The 19,488-nt window shown below is 69.7% G+C and carries 14 protein-coding genes and 1 pseudogene; 6 read left to right on the top strand and 9 right to left on the bottom strand.

Annotation, left to right across the window (positions count from 1 at the left end):
* The 4 genes and pseudogenes from HV742_RS08305 to HV742_RS08290 all read right to left on the bottom strand — a co-directional run.
* Positions 1-1,727: pseudogene (locus HV742_RS08305) on the bottom strand (hypothetical protein); the annotation flags it as partial.
* Positions 1,728-1,918: 191 nt separating this feature from the next.
* A complete protein-coding gene (locus tag HV742_RS08300) occupies positions 1,919-3,136 on the bottom strand; it encodes a CaiB/BaiF CoA transferase family protein (RefSeq protein WP_175144797.1) in 1,218 nt (405 codons plus the stop codon).
* A complete protein-coding gene (locus tag HV742_RS08295) occupies positions 3,133-3,993 on the bottom strand; it encodes a MaoC/PaaZ C-terminal domain-containing protein (RefSeq protein WP_175144796.1) in 861 nt (286 codons plus the stop codon). The genes HV742_RS08300 and HV742_RS08295 overlap by 4 nt, the downstream gene beginning before the upstream one ends.
* Before the next feature lie 7 nt (positions 3,994-4,000).
* Positions 4,001-4,915, bottom strand: a complete 915-nt coding sequence (locus tag HV742_RS08290; protein ID WP_063580909.1) for an SDR family NAD(P)-dependent oxidoreductase — start codon at positions 4,913-4,915, stop codon at positions 4,001-4,003.
* A gap of 148 nt (positions 4,916-5,063) precedes the next feature.
* Here HV742_RS08290 and HV742_RS08285 point away from each other — a divergent pair, with 148 nt between their 5' ends.
* The 3 genes from HV742_RS08285 (at position 5,064) to HV742_RS08275 (ending at position 10,912) form a co-directional block, all read left to right on the top strand.
* On the top strand, positions 5,064-5,963 hold the full coding sequence (locus HV742_RS08285) for a LysR family transcriptional regulator (protein WP_049071511.1): 900 nt from the start codon (positions 5,064-5,066) through the stop codon (positions 5,961-5,963).
* 321 nt (positions 5,964-6,284) lie between these two features.
* Complete coding sequence (locus tag HV742_RS08280) at positions 6,285-7,268, top strand: Bug family tripartite tricarboxylate transporter substrate binding protein (RefSeq protein ID WP_049071514.1); 984 nt, start codon at positions 6,285-6,287, stop codon at positions 7,266-7,268.
* A 272-nt stretch (positions 7,269-7,540) separates the two neighbouring features.
* On the top strand, positions 7,541-10,912 hold the full coding sequence (locus HV742_RS08275) for an autotransporter outer membrane beta-barrel domain-containing protein (RefSeq protein WP_254601001.1): 3,372 nt from the start codon (positions 7,541-7,543) through the stop codon (positions 10,910-10,912).
* A gap of 3 nt (positions 10,913-10,915) precedes the next feature.
* Here HV742_RS08275 and HV742_RS08270 read toward each other — a convergent pair whose 3' ends face one another.
* Genes HV742_RS08270 through HV742_RS08250 form a run of 5 tightly spaced genes read right to left on the bottom strand, consistent with a single transcriptional unit; the run spans position 10,916 to position 16,027 of the window.
* Positions 10,916-11,869 (bottom strand): NAD(P)H-dependent flavin oxidoreductase, encoded by a 954-nt coding sequence (locus tag HV742_RS08270; RefSeq protein ID WP_175144795.1) that lies wholly within the window; start codon positions 11,867-11,869, stop codon positions 10,916-10,918.
* Between the two features lie 19 nt (positions 11,870-11,888).
* Positions 11,889-12,866, bottom strand: a complete 978-nt coding sequence (locus HV742_RS08265; RefSeq protein WP_175144794.1) for a Bug family tripartite tricarboxylate transporter substrate binding protein — start codon at positions 12,864-12,866, stop codon at positions 11,889-11,891.
* 55 nt (positions 12,867-12,921) lie between these two features.
* A complete protein-coding gene (locus HV742_RS08260; RefSeq protein ID WP_175144793.1) occupies positions 12,922-14,442 on the bottom strand; it encodes a class I adenylate-forming enzyme family protein in 1,521 nt (506 codons plus the stop codon).
* A gap of 17 nt (positions 14,443-14,459) precedes the next feature.
* Positions 14,460-15,632 carry a thiolase family protein gene (locus HV742_RS08255; RefSeq protein WP_175144792.1) on the bottom strand — a complete coding sequence of 391 codons (1,173 nt, stop codon included), beginning with the start codon at positions 15,630-15,632 and terminating at the stop codon, positions 14,460-14,462.
* A complete protein-coding gene (locus tag HV742_RS08250) occupies positions 15,629-16,027 on the bottom strand; it encodes a Zn-ribbon domain-containing OB-fold protein (RefSeq protein ID WP_049071522.1) in 399 nt (132 codons plus the stop codon). Before HV742_RS08250 ends, HV742_RS08255 begins: the two co-directional genes overlap by 4 nt.
* A 203-nt stretch (positions 16,028-16,230) precedes the next feature.
* Here HV742_RS08250 and HV742_RS08245 point away from each other — a divergent pair, with 203 nt between their 5' ends.
* From HV742_RS08245 to paaG, 3 genes are all read left to right on the top strand, one after another.
* Positions 16,231-17,421, top strand: a complete 1,191-nt coding sequence (locus HV742_RS08245) for an acyl-CoA dehydrogenase family protein (RefSeq protein ID WP_175144791.1) — start codon at positions 16,231-16,233, stop codon at positions 17,419-17,421.
* A 62-nt stretch (positions 17,422-17,483) separates the two neighbouring features.
* Positions 17,484-18,596 (top strand): acyl-CoA dehydrogenase family protein, encoded by a 1,113-nt coding sequence (locus HV742_RS08240; RefSeq protein ID WP_175144790.1) that lies wholly within the window; start codon positions 17,484-17,486, stop codon positions 18,594-18,596.
* On the top strand, positions 18,593-19,393 hold the full coding sequence (gene paaG, locus HV742_RS08235; protein ID WP_175144789.1) for a 2-(1,2-epoxy-1,2-dihydrophenyl)acetyl-CoA isomerase PaaG: 801 nt from the start codon (positions 18,593-18,595) through the stop codon (positions 19,391-19,393). The genes HV742_RS08240 and paaG overlap by 4 nt, the downstream gene beginning before the upstream one ends.
* Positions 19,394-19,488 lie beyond the last annotated feature (95 nt).

Genomic DNA, 19,488 nt, shown 5'->3' with positions numbered 1-19,488 from the left:
GCCGGCGCGACGGGATCGGTCACGACGGGAGGCGTCGTATCGACCACGGGCGGAACCGGGGCGGGGGACGGCGGCGTCGGCGCGGGAGCCGGCGCGACGGGATCGGTCACGACGGGAGGCGTCGTATCGACCACGGGCGGAACCGGGGCGGGGGACGGCGGCGTCGGCGCGGGAGCCGGCGCGACGGGATCGGTCACGACGGGAGGCGTCGTATCGACCACGGGCGGAACCGGGGCGGGGGACGGCGGCGTCGGCGCGGGAGCCGGCGCGACGGGATCGGTCACGGCGGGAGGCGTCGTATCGACCACGGGCGGAACCGGCCCGGGGGACGGCGGCGCCGGATCGGGCGGCGGGGGTACGGGTGCCGCCTTGCGCGCCAGCGTCAACAGGACGTCCTGATCGTTGTCCGAGTAGTTGAGTGTGGGCGTGAGGTAGGCCAGGTTGGATGTCACGGTGCCAAAGCGCGTGCCGTTGAAGGTGCCGTCGGCATGCAGGATGGTGTAGGTGGCGTGCTCGGCGTACAGGTCCGATGTCATGGCGTCGACCAGCACGGCCGCGCCGGTGAGTCTGGCGGTTTCCACGACATTCAGGCGATCCGCCGCGGTGGGCGTGACGCGGACGACGTAGATGCCATCGATGCCGAAGTCGAGACGGCCGTCGCTCCAGATCTTCGCCGTGGTGGGCGCGCCGTCGTCGCTGCCCAGCGCGATTTGATTGCGCCGGCCCTCGAACCGGACGCTGCCCAGGATGTCGGAGTCCGACCACATGATCAGCTTGTTGTCGTCGCCTTCGAACACGATGGCGCTACCGCTGCTGCCATTGAAGCGGCGCTTGTTGGTGACGATGGTGTTGGAGCCGGCGCGCAGCGCGGCGCCGACCTTGCCATTGGCGGCGACATTGTCAACCGCGCCCGACGGGCCGCCGCGCACGATGCCATTGTTGACGACGGTGCCCGATCCGATCGATATGCCTGTGCCGCCGTTGCCACTGAACGTCACGGGTTTGCCGTTATAGAGACGCGCGCCGCCTTGGCCGCCGGTGATCGTCGCATTGACGATGATGTCGCCTCGTTCGAGCACCACGGCATCGCCGCCATCGCCCGGATGGCCTGGCGCGTGGCCGCCCGCGCCGCCCGTGACGGCGCCGTTCAGTGTCAGGGTTCCGGACTTGACGGCGATGCCCGCGCCGCCGCCGCCGCCGCCGCCCGCTCGCAGCATGGTGAAATCGGTGCTGATCTCCCCTGCGCTTCCCGGGCCGCCCGCGCCGCCCGCCACTTTTCCGCTCGCAGTGACGGTCACGTTGGTATTTTCACCCCCGAGGATGGCGACCCCTCCGCCCCCCCCGGAGTGATTCGGCCCATCGGGGTTGCAGGGGGACTCGCAGCTTCCATTGCTGCCGACCGTGTTCGTATCGACGACCCGTTCCGTGGCCGAGACAGAGGGGGCGGCGCCGCCCGTGTTCGGGCTGCCTGTGGCGTTGCTCCCCGCGCCGACGATGCCGCCCGCGTGGATGGCTTCCAGTCCGCCGCCTTCGCCGCCTTGGATGAGGGGGTTGGTCACGCCCCAGCTCTTCATGGCGTTTCCCCCCTGGCCGCCGCCCCGCTCGCCGGCCGCGGCAAGCGCCACGTCTGGCAAGGCCATGCCGGCGCCCAGGGCGAACACGAGCAACGCGGCGTAGGTGAGGCGATGGTGGGGAACGGCTTTTTTCGAGAAGACGGAAGCTTGCATGAGCATACCCAACGATTACCGGACGAATGAAAGACGTGGCGGTAAGTGTAGGTATGCGTACTCAGCGCTTTATCACCGAGCGAGAGTTGTTAAGAACCAAGTTGGTTGTCACATGCTGACTTCTTATTGATTGCGGGAAATGTATGTCGAACGGGGTGGAAATTAAAAGGTTGCTGCAAAAAATAAGACCGTTAGCCCATGAATGCCGCGATGGCCTGCGGTGACTTTCCCAGGACCTCGCGCAGCACTTCCTCGGTGTGCTGGCCCAGCAGCGGCGGGGCGCGCCGATACACCACCGGCGAATCCGAAAAGCGCAGCGGACTGGCGGTGACGGGCGCGACACCGCCCGCCGGATGCGGCAGGTCACGGCGCAGTTGCCGCGCCTGCGCCTGCGGATGGGCAAACGCCTGGGCGATGTTGTTGATCGGCCCGCAGGGCACGCCGACCGCTTCCAGCCTGGCGATCCAGTCGTCCCGCGCGCCTTGGCGCATGATGGCGGCCAGTATCGCCACCAGTTCCTCGCGATTGGTCACGCGCAGCCGGTTGGTGGCAAAGCGCGGATCGTCCCCCAGCTCCGGCGCGCCGATGGCCTTGCAATAGGCGCGGTACTGCGATTCGTTGCCGGTGGCCACGATCAGATGGCCGTCGCTGGCGGCGAACACCTGGTAGGGCACCACGTTCTGGTGCGCGTTGCCGGCGCGCGTCGGCGCCACGCCGGAATTGAAATAGTTGGAATTCTGGTTGGCCAGCAGCGCCACGTGGCTGTCGAGCAGCGCGATGTCCAGGTGCTGGCCCAGCCCGCTGCGGTGGCGTTCCTGCAGCGCCGCCAGGATCGCCACCGTCGCATACATGCCGGTGACGATATCGGTGACTGCCACGCCGGCCTTCTGCGGTCCGCCGCCGGGCAGGTCGTCGCGTTCGCCGGTGATGCTCATCAGCCCGCCCATGCCCTGGATCATGAAGTCATAGCCGGGACGTTGCGCGAACGGACCGTCCTGGCCGAAGCCGGTGACCGAGCAATAGATCAGGCGCGGATTGATGGCCTTCAGGCTGGCGTAGTCCAGGCCATACTTGGCCAGTCCGCCGACCTTGAAGTTCTCGACCAGGATGTCGCTGACCGCCGCCAGCTCGCGGATCAGCGCCGCGCCTTGCGGCGTGGCCATGTCGGCCTCGACCGAGCGCTTGTTGCGGTTGGCGCTGAGGTAGTAGGCGGATTCGTTGGTGTCGACGCCATTGCCGTCCTTCAGGAAGGGCGGGCCCCAGGCGCGGGTGTCGTCGCCGACGCCGGGGCGTTCGATCTTGATGACGTCGGCGCCCAGGTCGGCCAGGTTCTGCGTGCACCAGGGGCCTGCCAGGATGCGCGACAGGTCCAGCACGCGGATGCCGTCCAATGCGGGCGGGCGCGTCATGGTTGCACCTCGGCGGCGCCGTGGCTCATCACGACGATGTCGCGCTCGACGGCGCGGGCGATGAAGCGGATCTGGCCATCCGGCATGCGCCACATATCGCATTGCAAGGTCTCGCCCGGATAGACCGGCGCCGAGAAGCGCGCATCCAGCCGGGTCAGGCGGGAGGCATCGTAGTCGCACCAGGTCTTGACCAGCGCGTGCGCGGCGATGCCGTAGGAGCACAGGCCATGCAGGATCGGCTTGGGATAACCCGCCTGATGCGCGACCTCGGGGTCGGCATGCAGCGGATTGCGATCGGCATTCAGGCGGTACAGCAGCGCCGCCTGCGGCGGAATGCGCAGCGCGCAACGGCGTTCCGGTTCGCCTTGCGGCGCGGCGGGCAGCGGCTCAGGGCTGGCGTCGCCCTGGCCGAAGCCGCCGTCGCCACGGCAGAAGGTGCTTTGCCGCAAGGTGGCCAGGTGCGCGCCGGCGCTGTCGTGCAGCGTGCGTTCGGTGACCACGATCGCGCCCTTGTCCGCGCCCTTGTCGATTACGTGGGTGACGCGGCTCCTGCCGATCACGGTGCCGGAGGTGGGCAGGGGCGCGTGCACCGCCAGCCGCTGCTCGCCATGCACCAGCCGGACCCAGTCGATGCCGGCGCGCGGGTCGCTCATCCAGAAGCCCGGATAGCCCAGCACCACGCTCATGGTGGGAAAGGCGCGCAGGTCTTTCTCGTACACGTAGCGCAGTTGCCGCTCGTCTTCCGGATCCTGCCCCAGGCCGATGCCCAGGGCGTACAGCATCGTGTCCTTGTCGTCGTAGTGCTGGCGCACGTCGTCGAAGCGCCAGTGCTTCACGGTTGCGTAATCGAGTGGCATGGCGGCCTCAGATGGGATCCCAGTCGATCACGTCGGGCGAGCGCTCCAACGCGTAGAAATGCTTGCGCATGGCGGGCACGGCGATCTCGCCGATCAGCTCGGGCGTCCAGCCTTCGCCATGGTGCACGCTGCGCAGCGGCCGCGGCTGGCTCATCAGCATGATCTCGTTGGCGCGCACCGCGAACACCTGCGCGGTGATGGCGCTGGCCGCGTCGCTGGCCAGGTACACCGCCATGGGCGCGACCTTGCCGGCTTCCATCTTCTTCAGCTTCTCGACGCGCGCCTTCTCCTCGTCGGTCTCGGCGGGAATGGAGCTGGTCATGCGGCTCCAGGCGAACGGCGCGATGCAGTTCGAGCGCACGTTGTAGCGCGCCATGTCGAGCGCGATCGACTTGGACAGCGCGACGATGCCGAGCTTGGCGGCGGCATAGTTGGCCTGGCCGAAATTGCCGATCAGGCCGGACGTGGACGTCATGTGCACGAAGGCGCCGGATTCCTGCTCGCGGAAATAGGGCGCGGCGGCGCGGCTCATGAAGAACGAGCCATTCAGGTGCACGTCGATGACCTGGCGCCACTCCTCTTCGCTCATCTTGTGGAATACGCGGTCGCGCAGGTTGCCGGCGTTGTTGACCACCGCATCGATGCGCCCGAAGGCGTCGACGGCGGTCTGGATGACGCGGCTGGCGCTGTCGTACGCGGCCACGCTGTCGGTGTTGGCGACGGCCTGCCCGCCCGCCGCAACGATCTCGCGCGCCACGGCCTGCGCGGGGCCTTCGCCGCCGCCCTCGCCGGTGAGCGAGACGCCGATGTCGTTGACCACGACCTTGGCGCCCGCCTGCGCCATGGCCAGCGCGATGCCGCGGCCGATGCCGCCGCCCGCGCCTGTAACGACCACTACCTTGCCGGAAACAATACCGCTCATTGGGGCTTACTCCAGATGCCGCGGCGTGCGCCGCGTGGGAAACAGTTCCGCGTCAAACCGTATGGTTTACGGGGTTGCCCCATGGTATGGTCGTCACGGCATTCGAAGAATTCAAAATTAGAAATGCCCCCCTTCTGTGTGGTGGAACATGAGACATGATCTGACTGACCTGCGGCTCTTCGTGAACGTGGGAGAAACGCTCAATCTGACCCGTGCGGCGGAACGCACCTTCCTGTCGCTGCCCGCCGCCAGCGCGCGCGTCAAGCACATGGAAGAGGCCTTCAAGGCGCGGCTGCTGGTGCGCATGGCGACGGGCGTGGCGCTGACGCCGGCCGGTGAGGTGCTGCTCAAGCACGCCAACGCGGTGTTTCGCCAGCTCGAATGCCTGAACGCCGACCTGCAGCCCTACGCCAGCGGCCTGAAAGGGCGGCTGCGGCTGCTGGCCAATACCACCGCCACCAATTCCTTTCTGGCGGACGCGCTGTCGACCTTCCTGGCCGAGAACCCCGACGTGGACGTCGAGCTGGAAGAGAAGATCTCCGGCGACATCGTCATCGCGATCCGCGCGGGCGCCGGCGACCTGGGGCTGGTGGCCGGCAACATCGACGTCGAGGGCCTGGATGTGACGCCGCTGTTCCGCGATGAACTCACCGTGGTCACGGCGCTGGACCATCCGCTGGCGGCGTCGAAGTCAGCCCATTTCGCCGACCTGATCGATGCCTACCCGTTCGTCGGCATCCATCCCGACAGCGCCATCCAGACCTTCCTGGAGGACATCGCCAGCGGCCTGGGCAAGCGCATCTGCCAGCGCGTGCACGTGGGCAGTTTCGAGGCCGTGTGCCGCATGGTCGAGGCCGGCGCCGGCATCGCCGTGGTGCCGCGCGCCTGCGCGGCGCGCTACAGCCGGCCCGATGCCTTGCACGTGTTGAAACTGGAAGATCCCTGGGCCCTGCGCGACCGCCTGCTGTGCCGCCAGCGCGGCCGCGACCTGCCCAGCTTCGCCGAATGCTTCATCGAACACGTGCAGCGCGCGGCGCGGGGACAGTAGCCGTGGCGGGGGCGGTGTCGTGCCGCGGCGAGCGTGGCGTTGCGCCCGCGCCGACGGCTTGACGGGCCGCATGGCCGTCGCCGTGGCGCCACATCGGATGCGCGATAGTGTGCGTTCAGCGAACACGGCGTCGTGGCGAAAGAGGGGCTTTTGAAAATGTGTAGCGGCAAAAGCGGCCGCGCGGCAAATAATAAAAAAAGCCCCGGCCGCGCCTGACGCGCAGGCAGTAGAAAAATGGGGCCGGCAGGCGGCAAGGCACCGCGTTGTTCCGGTGTGGCTTGCGGCCGCGCCACCGACAAGAACGAGACTCAGGAGACTGCCTTGCTAGATCCCCAACGCCGCCGCGTCATCGCGGGGCTGGGCGCTGCGTGCGCCACGACGTTGCTGCCCACTTTCGCCCGCGCCGCCGCCTGGCCCGGCCACGCCGTGACCTTCATCGTGCCGTTTCCGGCCGGCGGTCCGGTGGACACCACCGCGCGCTTCACGGCGCAGCCGCTGGGCCACCTGTGGTCGGTGCCGACGGTGGTGGACAACCGCTCGGGCGCCGGCGGCATCGTTGGCGCGCAGTTCGCCGCCAAGGCCGAGCCGGACGGCTACAACTTCTTTTTCGCTTCCATCCATCATGCGGTGCTGCCGAGCCTGCGCGGCGACCTGACCTACGACATCACGCGCGATTTCGTGCCGGTGGGCATGGCGGCGGTGTTCCCCATTGTGCTGGTGGTGAATCCGTCGCTGCCGGTGAATTCGGTGAGCGAACTCATTGCCTATGCCAAGGCGAATCCGGGCAAGCTGTCGTTCAGCTCCTCCGGAACGGGCGGCGGCACGCATCTGGCGGGCGAGCTGTTCAATGCGATGGCGGGCGTGAAGATCCAGCACATTCCTTACCGGGGCAGCGCGCCGGCGATGCAAGACCTGCTGGGCGGCCAGGTGCAGGTGATGTTCGCGGACGGGCCGTCGGCGGTGCCGCATCTGAAGACGGGCAAGGTGCGCGCGTTGGGGGTGGGGAATCCGACGCGGTCGAGCATGTTGCCGGACGTGCCTACGATCGCCGAGTCCGGCGTGCCGGGGTACGAGGCGTATTCGTGGAGCGGGGTGTTGGCGCCGAAAGGGACGCCCGCTGACATCGTGGCGCGGGTCAATGCGGACATGGTGAAGGTGTTGTCGGATCCCGCGACGGCCAAGGCGATGGTGGCGGCGGGGGCGGAACCCAAGCCCGGCAGCCCGGAGGCGTTTGGCGCGTTCGTGCGCGGCGAAGTCCTGAAATGGCGGGAAGTGATCAACAAGGCGGGCATCAAGCTGGAATAGGCGCCGTATCACGCTGCGCAGGGGTTCCCGTCCTCGCGCCGTCCGGTGGCGCGTCCCCCCGCCGGGAACGCCAGCATGGCGAACCACGAAACTTTGCATTACATTTGCTGCCGATGCGCGCTCAGACGGCGCAACGCTCCAGCGCTCGGCAGTTGAACACGCTTGGTCTTCCCGGGCGCTGGCTTCCATATGATTGCCGTGCCGCGGGATTCTGGCGGTTGTCCCCTCCGGGTCATCCTGGTACTGGGCAGGGCGGAAGCAAGGGGAAATTCGTGCTCCAAGGCAAATCCGGGCTTGTGGCCCACTGTGACGCGCCGGCGTCTTCGACCGTTCCGACGTCGCACCGCTACGATTTCGCGCCTGCGGCGGCCAGCTTGCGGTCGGCCGCAAGCGTCATGCTCGCGGCCGGCAGCGCCGCCCTGGCGCTGGCCCTTTCGACCGCGGCGGCGCCCGCCTTCGCCGCCTGTTCCGCCAGCGACACGACGGGTTGCGGCGCGCCCGGCGGAGCGGGTTATCCCGGTCGCGGCGGCGCTGGCGGCAATGGCAATGGCCAGGGGGGCGGCGCCAGCGAGCTCGGCCCGGGCAACGTGACCGTGCAGGTGCCGGGAAGCTGGGGCGGCTCGGGAACGGGGGGCGCGGGGGCTGCCGGCGACGCAGGCAACGCGACCGCCAACGCACCGGCACAAATGTTCACGGGGTCTGGATTGGCCATCAACGCGCCGATCGCGGGTGACGCCGGCAATGCCGGCCGCGACGGCACCAATTTCGGTGGCGGTGGCAATGGCGGCAATACAGCGCTTCAGTACCTGGGCAACGATATCACCATCAACAATTCGGCGGCGGCCGTGGGCGGCGCGGGCGGCAATGGCGGCAATGTCTTCAACACGGGCAGCGGCAACGGCGGCGGCGGCGGCGGGGGCGGCAGCGGCTTGACGTCGGCCGGGGCGGTGGCGTCGGTCAACAATCATGGCACGATCACCGGTGGCGCTGGCGGCAACGGCGGCAGCGGCGGCTTTGGCGGCGGGGGAGGCGCCGGCGGCGACGGCTTGCTCGCGGTTGGCGGCAACGCCACCATCACTAATACCGGCAGCATCACTGGAGGCGCGGGCGGCAGCGGGGGGGCGGGCAATTCCGGCGCGGGGGCGGATGGGGCGGGCGGAGCCGGCATCAATCTTGCCGGCTCGCGCAATATGATCCTCAATGTCGGCACCATCGCCGGCGGCGCCGGCAATGGCGGCGGGGTCGGTATCGTGACGCGCGGCCTGGACACGATCGTCAATGCGGGCACCATCACCGGCGCGCCGAGTGGCCCGGGCGGGGCCCGCGCGGCGGCCATCCAGTTCGGCGGCACGGGCAACACGTTGACGCTGCTGACGGGCTCCAACATCGTAGGCGGCCTGTTGTTCGATGCGGGGGCGACCGCCACCATTTCCGCGAGCCACCCCGGGCTGACGCTGGGCAACGACGTGATCCTGACCGATGCCGCGTCCGGCGTCGCGTTCTCTTCGGCGACAAACGGCCTGACGTTTGCGGGCGTCATCTCCGGCGCGGGCTCGGTAAGCGTCCAGGGCAGCAGGGTCCTGACGATGACGGGCGTCAACACCTACACGGGAACCACCACCATCGACAGCGGCGCGACGCTCGCGCTCAGTGGCGGCGGCAGCGTGGCGGCATCCAGCGGGGTGACCAGCGACGGAACGCTGGACATTTCGGCGACGACGAGCGGCGCGTCCGTGGCCAGCCTTGCGGGCGGCGGGAGAGTCGCGCTCGGCGGCCGCACCCTGACCCTGACGAACGCGTCGGGCGTGTTTTCCGGCGTCATCGACGGCGCCGGCGGACTGGTGCTTAGCAGTGGCACGCAGACGCTTTCGGGGGTAAACACCTACACCGGCGCGACCACGATCAACGGCGGCACGCTGGTGCTCAACGGCGCGGGACGGCTGTCCGCGGCCTCGGCCATCTCGCTCATGGGCAGCGGCGCGACGCTCGACCTGTCGGCGGCATCGGGCCAGACGCTGGCCGGCTTGTACGGGGTGGCCGGTTCGCGCGTGCTGGCCGGCGCCAGCACGCTGACGCTCGGCGGGGCCACCGACAGCGTCTATGAAGGCGAGTTCACGGGCAGCGGCGCGTTGCTCAAGCAAGGGACCGGCATGCTCGTGCTCAATGGTTCGAATGCCGGATTCACGGGAGCGACGACTGTCGCTCAGGGCAGGCTCCAGGTGGGTGATGCCGGCCATGGCGCCGCGGTGCTGGGCGGCGACGTGGCGGTCGGGGCGCAAGGCACGCTCGGCGGGCACGGCACGATTCTCGGCGATGTGACGAACGGCGGCATGGTGTCGCCCGGCGGGTCCATCGGCACGCTGAGCGTGGGCGGCAATTACACCCAGGCGTCGAATGCGACCTTGGCCATCGAAGTCAGTCCGACCGAGGCATCGTTGCTGAAGGTCGGTGGCAGCGCCACACTGAACGGGACGCTGGCGATCACATACGCGCCGGGCACCTATTCGGCCACGCGCTACAACGTGGTGAGCGCGGCCAATGGCATCAGCGGGCGCTTCTCGTCGGTAACGGGTTCGCTGGCCTCCGGCGCGGACCTGAACGGCCTGCGCTCATCGGTGGCCTACGGCGCCAACGACGTCGCGTTGCTGCTGAGCAATCCGGCCTCGGGCATGCCGGGCGACACGCCGGTGATCATCGCGCCGACCCGCACCAGCATCTATACGGCGCTTGGCAGCGCCGCGTTGATGAGCGCGCAGTCGGCCACGGCGGCGGTGCTCGAACGCGCGACGCGGCGCGCCGTCGCGTCCGGGCCAGCCGACACGACGGATGCCGTTTCGGTCTGGGCTAACGCCACGGGACGGCATGGCCGGCTGTCCGGCTCGGGGGGGCTGCCGGGCTTCCAGGAAAACCAGTACGGCTTTCTCGCCGGCGCCGACAAGCGGGTGGATCGCAACACCTTCGGCCTGGCGATGGGCTATTCCCATGCCGAGCTGTCGGAAGAGAGCACGGAAAGCGCCGGCACGCGCGACACGGTGCGCCTGGCCACCTATGCCAGCCGCGACCTGGGGCCGGTCGATGTGACGGGCATGCTCGGCTACGGCCTGCATTTCCTGTCGCAGAAGCGGCCCTTCGAGAATGTCGGCACGGCCAAGGGCGATCATGTCGGGCAGGAATTCACGGCGGCGGCGCAAGTCAGCAAGCCCCTGGCGCTTGGCGGACTGGTCATGACGCCCCGGCTGGGATTGCGCTATGCCTATTTCCACGCCAACAGCTTTGACGAAGGCGGCGCGAGGGGCCAAAACCTGCATGTCGGCTCGGACACCGCCCGCAGCCTGCAGCCCTACGTCGGCATGACCTTCGACACGGCGTTCGATAGCGCGCAGCGGCCGTTGAATCTCCAGTTCCGTGTGGCCTACGCCCACGAACTGCTTGATACCGGCCGCGCGATGACGGTCGTGTCGCAGGACGGCACGCGCTTCGCCGCGCCGGGCGCCGATCTGTCGCGCGGCTTCCTGACGTTCGGCGCGAGCGTCGGCTTGCCGCTGACGCGGCAACTGGACGTGTCTCTTGCCTATGATGCGCTCGTCAACACGTCCCGCGCGTCGTCGCAGGCGGGCAGTGTCAGGATGAGCTATCGCTTCTGACTGTCAGCGCAGCAGCGCTTGCCTGGCTGCCTGGTATTCCGCTTCGAGCAGATTCACCAGCTCGTGTACCGCCAGCACTTCCTGCGCGGCGCCCACGCCCTGGCCGGCGCTCCAGACGTCTTTCCAGGCTTTGGGGCGAGTGTTCTTGTCCAGGTTCGGGGGCGGGGCGTCGTAGTCGGGAAGCTGGGCGGGATCCAGGCCCACGGCGCGGATGCTCTCGCTCAGGTAGTTGGCGGGCACGCCCGAGAAGTAGGGAGTGTAGGTGACGTCGGCGGCCTGGGCGCGCAGGATCATTTCGCGGTAGGCGTCGTTGGCCAGGGATTCGCGGGTGGCGATGAAGCGGGTGCCCATGTAGGCGAAGTCGCAGCCCAGGGCCTGGGCTGCCAGGATGTCCTTGCCGTGGCTGATGCAGCCGGACAGGGCCAGGGGGCCGTCGTGGAAGGCGCGGATCTCGTTGACCAGGGCGATGGGGTTGAGCCGGCCGGCGTGGCCGCCGGCGCCGGCCGCGACCAGGATCAGGCCGTCGACGCCGGCGTCCAGGGCGCGGCGGGCGTGGCGCACCGTGGTGACGTCGTGGCAGACCTGGCCGCCGTAGGCGTGGACGGCGCGCACCACCGCTTCGGGTGGATGCAGCGAGGTGATGACGAGCGGCACGCGGCGCTCGGCGCAGATGGCCAGGTCGCCCTGCCAGCGGGCGTTGCTGGGGTGGACGATGAGGTTGACGCCATAGGGCGCGATGACGGCGTGCGGCGCCGCCCGGCGCGCGCGCGCCAGCTTGTCTTCGATGCGCGTGATCCACGCGTGCAGCTGTTCCTGCGGCCTGGCGTTGAGCGACGGGAAGGTGCCGATGATGCCGGCGCCGCATTGCGCCGCCACCAGGTCCGGGCCGGAGACCAGGAACATGGGGGCGCCGATGATGGGCAATCGGGTCTGCGTGCGCAATGCGGGCGGCGTCATGGGCGGTGTTCCCTCGGGGTCAGTTGGCCTGAATGTTGGCGCTCTGGATCACATCGGCCCACAGGGCATATTCGCGGTCGATGCGCTGTTGCAGCGCGGTGGCGTCGCCGGTGTTGATGGCGTAGCCGCCCTCGGTCATGGCGCGGCGGAAGGCGGGGTCCTTCGACACCTCGGATAGCGCGCGTTTCAGGCGTGCCTGTACCGCGTCAGGCAGCTTGCGCGGGCCGACCAGCGCGTACCAGCCGACTACCTCGTAGTCCTTCAGGCCGGCCTCGATCATGGTGGGCACGTCGGGCAGCTCGGGGTTGCGGGTGCGCGAGGTGACGGCCAGCGCGCGCGCCTTGCCGCTCTTGATGAACGGAATCGCGGTGCTGGTGATGTCGAACATGAAGGTGATCTTGCCGCTGACCACGTCCATCATCGCCGGCGAGTTGCCGCGATAGGGCACGTGCAGCATCGGCACGCCGGCCTGCTTCTTCAGCAGTTCGGCCGACAGGTGGTTCGACGCCCCGATGCCGGCCGAGCCGAAGGACACGGCATCGGGATGGGCGCGGGCGTAGTCGACCAGCTCGCCCACGCTCTTGGCCGGGGCCTGCGGGCCGATCAGCAGCACGTTGGCGTAGTCGACCACCAGGCCGATCAGCGAGAAGTCCTTGCGCGGATCGAACAGGGTGCTGCGCTGGACCAATGGCGACATGGTCAGCGTGGGGCTGGCGGCGAAGCCCAGCAGGTAGCCGTCGGGCGGCGCCTTGGCGGTGGCGTCGGAGGCGATCATGCCGCTGGCGCCGGCGCGGTTCTCGACCACGACCGCCTGGCCCAGCTTGTCGCCCAGGTATTTGGCGAAGACGCGCGCGGTGGTGTCCACCGGGCCGCCGGGGGCGTAGCCCACCAGCAGGCGGATGGGGCGGTCGGGGTAGGCGCTGTCGGCGGCCGCGCTGGCGCCGGCCGTCATGGCCGCCACGGCGGCGGCCGCGGCGAGCAGGGTCTTGATGTTCACGCTCATGTCTCCTTGTGGAATGAGCCGGTCGCGGAGCGGAACAGCGGGGCCGCGCCTACGCCAGCCTTTCTTTCAGCGGCTGCTTGAGGATCTTGCCGCTGACGGTGGTGGGAATCGTGTCGATGCAGTGGATTCGCGCCGGCCGCTTGTACGGCGCCAGCTGGGCGCGCAGGTGCAGCATCAGCAGGTGGGTGTCCAGGCGCGCGCCGGGCAGCGGCTCGACGAAGGCGATGACTTCCTCGTTGTGGTCCTCGGTGGGACGGCCCACCACCGCCGACAGGCGCACGCCGGGAAAGGCGTTGATGACCGCCTCCACCTCGATCGGGTAGACGTTGAAGCCGGACCGGATGATGAGGTCCTTGGAGCGGCCGGCGATGTACAGCGCGCCGCGGTCGTCCAGGTAGCCGATGTCGCCGGTGTTGAGCCAGCCGCCGGGCAGCAGGGCCTGCGCGGTCTGTTCCGGGTCGCGGTAGTAGCCCAGCATCACGCCGGGGCCGCGGATCAGGATGTCGCCGCGTTCGCCGGGGCGCGGCGCGTCGGCGTCGGGACGGCCGATGCGCAATTGCACGCCGTCCACCGCGTAGCCGGCGCTGCAATCGGTCGGCGGGGCGTCGATGTCGGTGATGAACATGGAGCCGGCGTATTCGGTGATGCCATAGCCGTGATGCATGGCGACGCCGAAGTAGCGTTCGGCGTCGCGCTTGAGCGTCGGGTCGAGCGCCGCGCCGCCGGTGTAGACGTAGCGCAACGCCGGCGCGCGCAGTTCGCCGCGCGGCGGCGCGGCCGCCAGCATGCGGTTGAACATGGTCGGCACGCCCTGCAGGATGCTGATGCCGGGGTGGGCCAGCGCCTTGAAGGCGTCCTCGGGATCGAAGCGGCTGCGCAGCACCAGGCTGGCGCCGGCGTGCAGCGTCGCCATCAGCACGGTGGCGATGCCGAAGATGTGCGACAGCGGCAGGGCGGCGTAGCCGATGTCGCGCGGCGTCAGGCGGCGCGACGCGGCCGAGACACCGGCGAAATGCAGCAGGCCGCGATGCGGCACCATGACGCCCTTGGGCGCGCCCGTGGTGCCGGACGTGTAGATCACGGTGGCGACCTCGGCGGCCTGGGCATCGGTTTCGGGTTGGGTCGGAGAATCCGCGCGCCGTGCCCGTACGCCTGGCCCCCAGGCGGCGGCATCGGCGGGTTGCGCGCCGGCCGCATCGGCATGGGCGGCGGCGGCGCCGGAAACCCCGCTGGTGTAGAGCGTGATCTCGGGTTGGGCGTGGGCGCTGATGGCGGCGATTTCCCGCGCCGACAAGCGCGCGTTCACGCCAACCGGCCAGGCCCCGATGATGCCGCAGCCGAACAACGCGGCGATCATGGCGGCGCAGTTCTCGCCGACCATCAGCACCCGGTGGCCCGGCTTCACGCCCGCCGCCGCAAGCCAGCGCGCCGCGTCCTCGGCGCGTTGCCACAGTTGCGCGTAGGTCAGGATGCCGCCGCCTTCCTCGTACAGGCAGATGGCGTCGGGCTGGCTGCCGGCCTGGCGGGCCAGCAACTGGTGGATGCGGGTGAGCGGTTCGGCGTGCGACATGGTTGCTGCGGTCCGGGTCAGAGGGTGGCGGCGGTGCCGAGGATGGCGGTGGCCTGGCTGGACAGCGTGCCGCCGTTGCCGTGCACCAGCGCCAGTTCGGCGTTGGCCACCTGGCGCGCGCCGGCCTCGCCGCGCAGTTGCCGCACGGCCTCGATCATGATGAAGACGCCGTACATGCCCGGATGCACGCAGCACAGGCCGCCGCCGTTGGTGTTGACCGGCAGCCGGCCGCCGGGCGCGATGGCGCCGTCGGCGATGAAGTCCTTGCTTTCGCCCTTGGCGCAGAAGCCCAGGTCCTCCAGGAACAGCAGGGTGTTGATGGTGAAGGCGTCGTACAGCTCGACCACGTCGATGTCCTGGACCGAGACGCCCGCCATGGCATAGGCGCGGCGGCCCGATTCGCTGGCGGCGGTGACGGTCAGGTCTTCCATCGACGAGATCTGCCGGTTCCACACGGCGGTGGCGTTGCCCAGCACGTAGACCGGCGGGCGCGGCAGGTCGCGGGCGCGGTCGGCCCGCACCAGCACGTAGGCGCCGGCGCCGTCGGTGACCAGGCAGCAATCGCGCACGCTCAAGGGGTCGGACACCATGCGCGCGGCCAGGATCTGTTCCAGCGTGGCCGGCTCGCGCAGCTGCGCCTCGGGATTGAGCTGGGCCCACTGGTTGGCGGCCAGCGCGACCTGCGCCAGGTGTTCGCGGCGGGTGCCGTACTGGTGCATGTGGCGCGCCGCGGCCAGCGCATACGACGACAGCGGGCTCAACGGGTCGTACGGCGTCTCGTAAGGTTGCGGATCGAACTGCTTGCGCACGCGGCCGATCTCGGCGCGGCTCAGCGTCGAGGTGCGCTGCGTGCTGCCATAGCAGACCAGCACCGCGTTGCATTGGCCCGAGGCCAGCGCGTGCAGCGCCGGCAGCAGGTGCGCCACGAAGCTGGAACCGCCCAGCATGGTGCTGTCGATGAAGCTGGGGCGGATGCCCAGGTGCTCGATGACCGGCATCGCCCACATCGGCGCCGCCACGCTGGCGGTGCAGAGGCCGTCGATGTCGCGCATCGACAGGCCGGCGTCGGCCACCGCGCGCTGCGCCGCCTGCACCAGGATTTCCATTTCGGTGTAGCCATGGGCCTGGCCCAGGCCGGCATGGCCGACCCCCGCCACCGCGACGGCGCCGCGCAGATCGTTCAGCGTCATTGCGCCTCCTTGTTGGGAACAAAGACCAGCAGGCCGCGGCCTTCCGTCACGGCCACCTGGGCCCGCACCGCCATGCCGATGCGCACGGCGTCGGGCGCCACGCCCTCGACCCGGCTCATCAGGCGCACGCCTTCGAGCAGGTCGACCAGCGCCACGTTGTAGTCGCCGCCCGCCTCGGGCTTGCGCCGCACGGTGGTGGTGGAATAGACCGTGCCGCGCCCGTCCGGCGTGCGCCAGGACAACTGCTGCGCGCCGCAATGCGGGCAGATCATGCGGGGATAGAACACGGCGCGGTCGCAGGCGTCGCAATGCTGAATCTGGAAGCGTCCCTGATCGAGCGCCTGGCGGTATTGCGCCTCGACGCCTTCGGTGGCGCGTGGGTCGGTTGCGGTCATGGCATACGGTTTCGGATGGATGAGCCGCCAGTGTCGGGGCTGGCGCCGGCAGGTGCCATTCTTCATTGCTGAAGCAGGCCTTTTGCCGGCCCGTAGTGCCCGTTCGCGATGGCCCTACACCGAGGCAAAAGCCCGCCTTCGGCAACCGCAGATTGTCCGGCGCCGGGTCGGCATGGCTAGATAGCCGCCAAAGGAGGTAGGCCATGAATCTGACCTGGACGCCGGAAGAGATCCGGTTCCGCGAAATGGTGCGCGCGTTCGCCGCCGACCGGCTGCCGCGGGACATCCGCGACAAGGTGCGCCGGCACCAGCGGCTGGAGCGCGACGACTACGTGCGCTGGCACAACATCCTGGCCGACCAGGGCTGGGGCGCGCCGAACTGGCCCGTCGAGCACGGCGGCACCGGCTGGAACGCGCTGGAACGGCTGATCTTCGAAGTGGAATGCTTCAAGGCCGGCGCGCCGCGCCTGTTGCCGTTCGGCCTGTCCATGATCGGCCCGGTGCTGATGAAGTACGCCAGCGCCGAGCAGCAGGCGCGCTTCCTGCCGCGTATTCCCCGGGTGCAGGACTGGTGGTGCCAGGGTTATTCCGAACCGGGGTCGGGGTCGGACCTGGCCTCGCTCAAGACCCGCGCGGTGCGCGATGGGAATGAATACGTGGTCAACGGCCAGAAGACCTGGACCACGCTGGCGCAGTACGCCGACTGGATGTTCTGCCTGGCGCGCACCGATCCCGACGCGCGCGCCCAGCGCGGCATCTCGATGCTGCTGCTGGACATGCGCGCGCCGGGCGTGACCGTGCGTCCGATCCGCACGCTCGACGGCGGCCATGATGTCAACGAAGTGTGGCTGGAGAACGTGCGGGTGCCGGTCGCCAACCTGGTGGGCGAGGAGAACCAGGGCTGGACGTACGCCAAGTACCTGCTGGGACACGAACGCACCGGCATCGCCGGCCTGGGCCATTGCCATCGCGAACTCGGCATCCTCAAGGACATGGCGGCCCGCGCCACGTCGCGCGGCCGGCCGCTGCTGGCCGACAGCCGCATGCGCGACCGTATCTCGCGCATCGAGGTTGACATCATGGCGCTGGAAATGCTGCTGCTGCGCGTGGCGGCGAGCAATGGCGGCACGCCCGGCGCGGAGGCCTCGGTGCTGAAGATCCGCGGCTCCGAGATCCAGCAGGACCTGGCCATGCTGCAGATGGAAGTGGCCGGCCCCGATGCCTGGCCGTACGACCCCGAATGGATGCTGGCCGAGGCCGCGTATCACGGCCCCGGGCCGGAGATGGCGGCGGCGTCAGGCGCGGGCTATGCCGACATGCGCAAGACCTCGATCTACGGCGGCACCACCGAAGTGCAGAAGGGCATCATCGCCCGCCTGGTGCTGGGCCTGTAATCCGCCAATCCGGACGCCCGCCTGGATTGCAAGACAGGCGCGCGCCGCAAGGAGCACGACACATGGATTTCCTCTATACCGAAGAACAGCGCATGCTGGCCGACAGCCTGCGCCGCCTGGTGGAGCAGGCATGGACCCGGCCTCGGCGCCGCGCCCGCGAGGCCGCCGGCCGGCTCGATCCGGCGGCCTGGAACGCGCTGGCCGAGCTGGGCGTGCTGGGGCTGAACATTCCGCAGGAAGCGGGCGGCTTCGGCGAAGTGCCGGCCAGCCTGCTGCCGGTGCACCTGGAACTGGGGCGCGGGCTGGTGGCCGAGCCTGTGATCCCGAGCGCCGTGATGGGCGCGGCCCTGATCGGCGCCTGCGACGCCGCCGCGCGTGAGCGCTGGTTGCCCGCCATCGCCTCGGGCGAGCACGTGGTCAGCGTGGCGTACCAGGAACCCGGACGCCGCTACCAGGCCGATCCGAATGACTGCCGCGCAACGCGCGACGGCGACGGCTGGCGTTTGGACGGCGCCAAGCACCTGGTATGGCATGGCGCCGCGGCCCATGCCTGGTTGGTGAGCGCGCGGGCCGACGACGGCGCCACGCTGCTGCTGGCGGTGCCGGCGGATGCCACTGGGGTACGCGTCACCGACACGCCGACGCTGGACGGCGCGCGTTGCGCCCGCCTGGATTTCGACGCGGCATCGCTTGGCGCGGATGCGCTGCTGGCGCGGGGCGAGGCGGCCGACGCGGCCCTGGCGCACGCGCTGCAATGGGGGACGGCCGCGCTATGCGCCCATGCGGCGGGCGCGATGGAGCGGTTGCTCGAAATCACCGTCGACTATCTCAAGACGCGCAAGCAGTTCGGCCAGCCGCTGGCCGCGTTCCAGGCCTTGCAGCACCGCCTGGCGGAAATGCTGGTGGCCAAGGAACTGGCGCTATCCATGGCCTACGTGGCGGTGGCCGCGTTGACCGAACCCGAGCCGGCGCAGCGCCGCCGCATTCTGGCCTCGGCCAAGCTCGAAACCGCGCGCGCGGGCCGGCTGGTGGCGCAGATGGCGGTGCAATTGCATGGCGGCATGGGCATGACGGACGAGCTGGAGGTGGGCGATTACTTCAAGCGTCTGACGGTGGCGGACCTGCTGCTGGGCGACAGCGCCGAGCAACTGGCGGTGCTGGAGGAACTGGCATGAGCCATGACCGCTACACCGAGATCACGTTCACGCTGGAGCAGGGCGTTGGCGTCATCACCCTGAACCGCCCCGAGCGCCTGAACAGCTTTACCGCCGTCATGCACGCCGAGCTGGCGCGGGCGCTGGACGCGCTGGAGGCGCACGCCGGCTTGCGCGGCGTGATCCTGACTGGCGCCGGCCGCGGCTTCTGCGCCGGCCAGGACCTGGGCGAGCGCAAGCCGGCCGAGGACGGTTCGCGCCGCGACCTGAGCGAGAACCTGGAAAAACTGTACAAGCCGCTCATCCTGCGGCTGCGCGCGCTGCCGGCGCCGGTGGTGTGCGTCATGAACGGCGTGGCGGCCGGCGCCGGCGCCAGCCTGGTGCTGGCGTGCGACGTGGTGTTCGCGGTGGAGTCGGCGCGCTTTATCCAGGCCTTCAGCAAGATCGGCCTGTTGCCGGACGCGGGCGGCACCTGGTTCCTGCCGCGCCTGGTGGGTTCGGCGCGCGCCATGGGCGCGGCCCTGTTCGGCGAGGCCGTCAGCGCGCGCCAGGCCGAGGCCTGGGGGTTGATCTGGCGCGTGGTGCCGGACGCGGACCTGGAGGCCACCCTGGCTGACGCGCGCGCCACGCTGGCCGCCGGACCGACTCGCGCCTATGCCGCGACCAAGACCGCCCTGCATGCGTCCAGCGGCAACACGCTGGCGCAGCAGTTCGACCTGGAATGCGCCTTGCAGCGCGAGTTGGGCTACACCGACGACTACCTGGAGGGCATGCGCGCCTTCGCGCAGAAGCGCGCGCCGGCGTTCACGGGGCGCTAGGGCTCGCGGCGCGAGGCGGCGTGTCGCGTGAACAGCCTGCTGGACGTGGCATCGCGGCGCGCGGGACGGTTGGGGCGCCTCCCGCCGCCAGCGCG

This window comes from Achromobacter ruhlandii (assembly GCF_902859695.1).
Taxonomy (GTDB): domain Bacteria; phylum Pseudomonadota; class Gammaproteobacteria; order Burkholderiales; family Burkholderiaceae_B; genus Achromobacter; species Achromobacter ruhlandii.
This window is presented reverse-complemented; position numbering and strand designations above follow the sequence as displayed.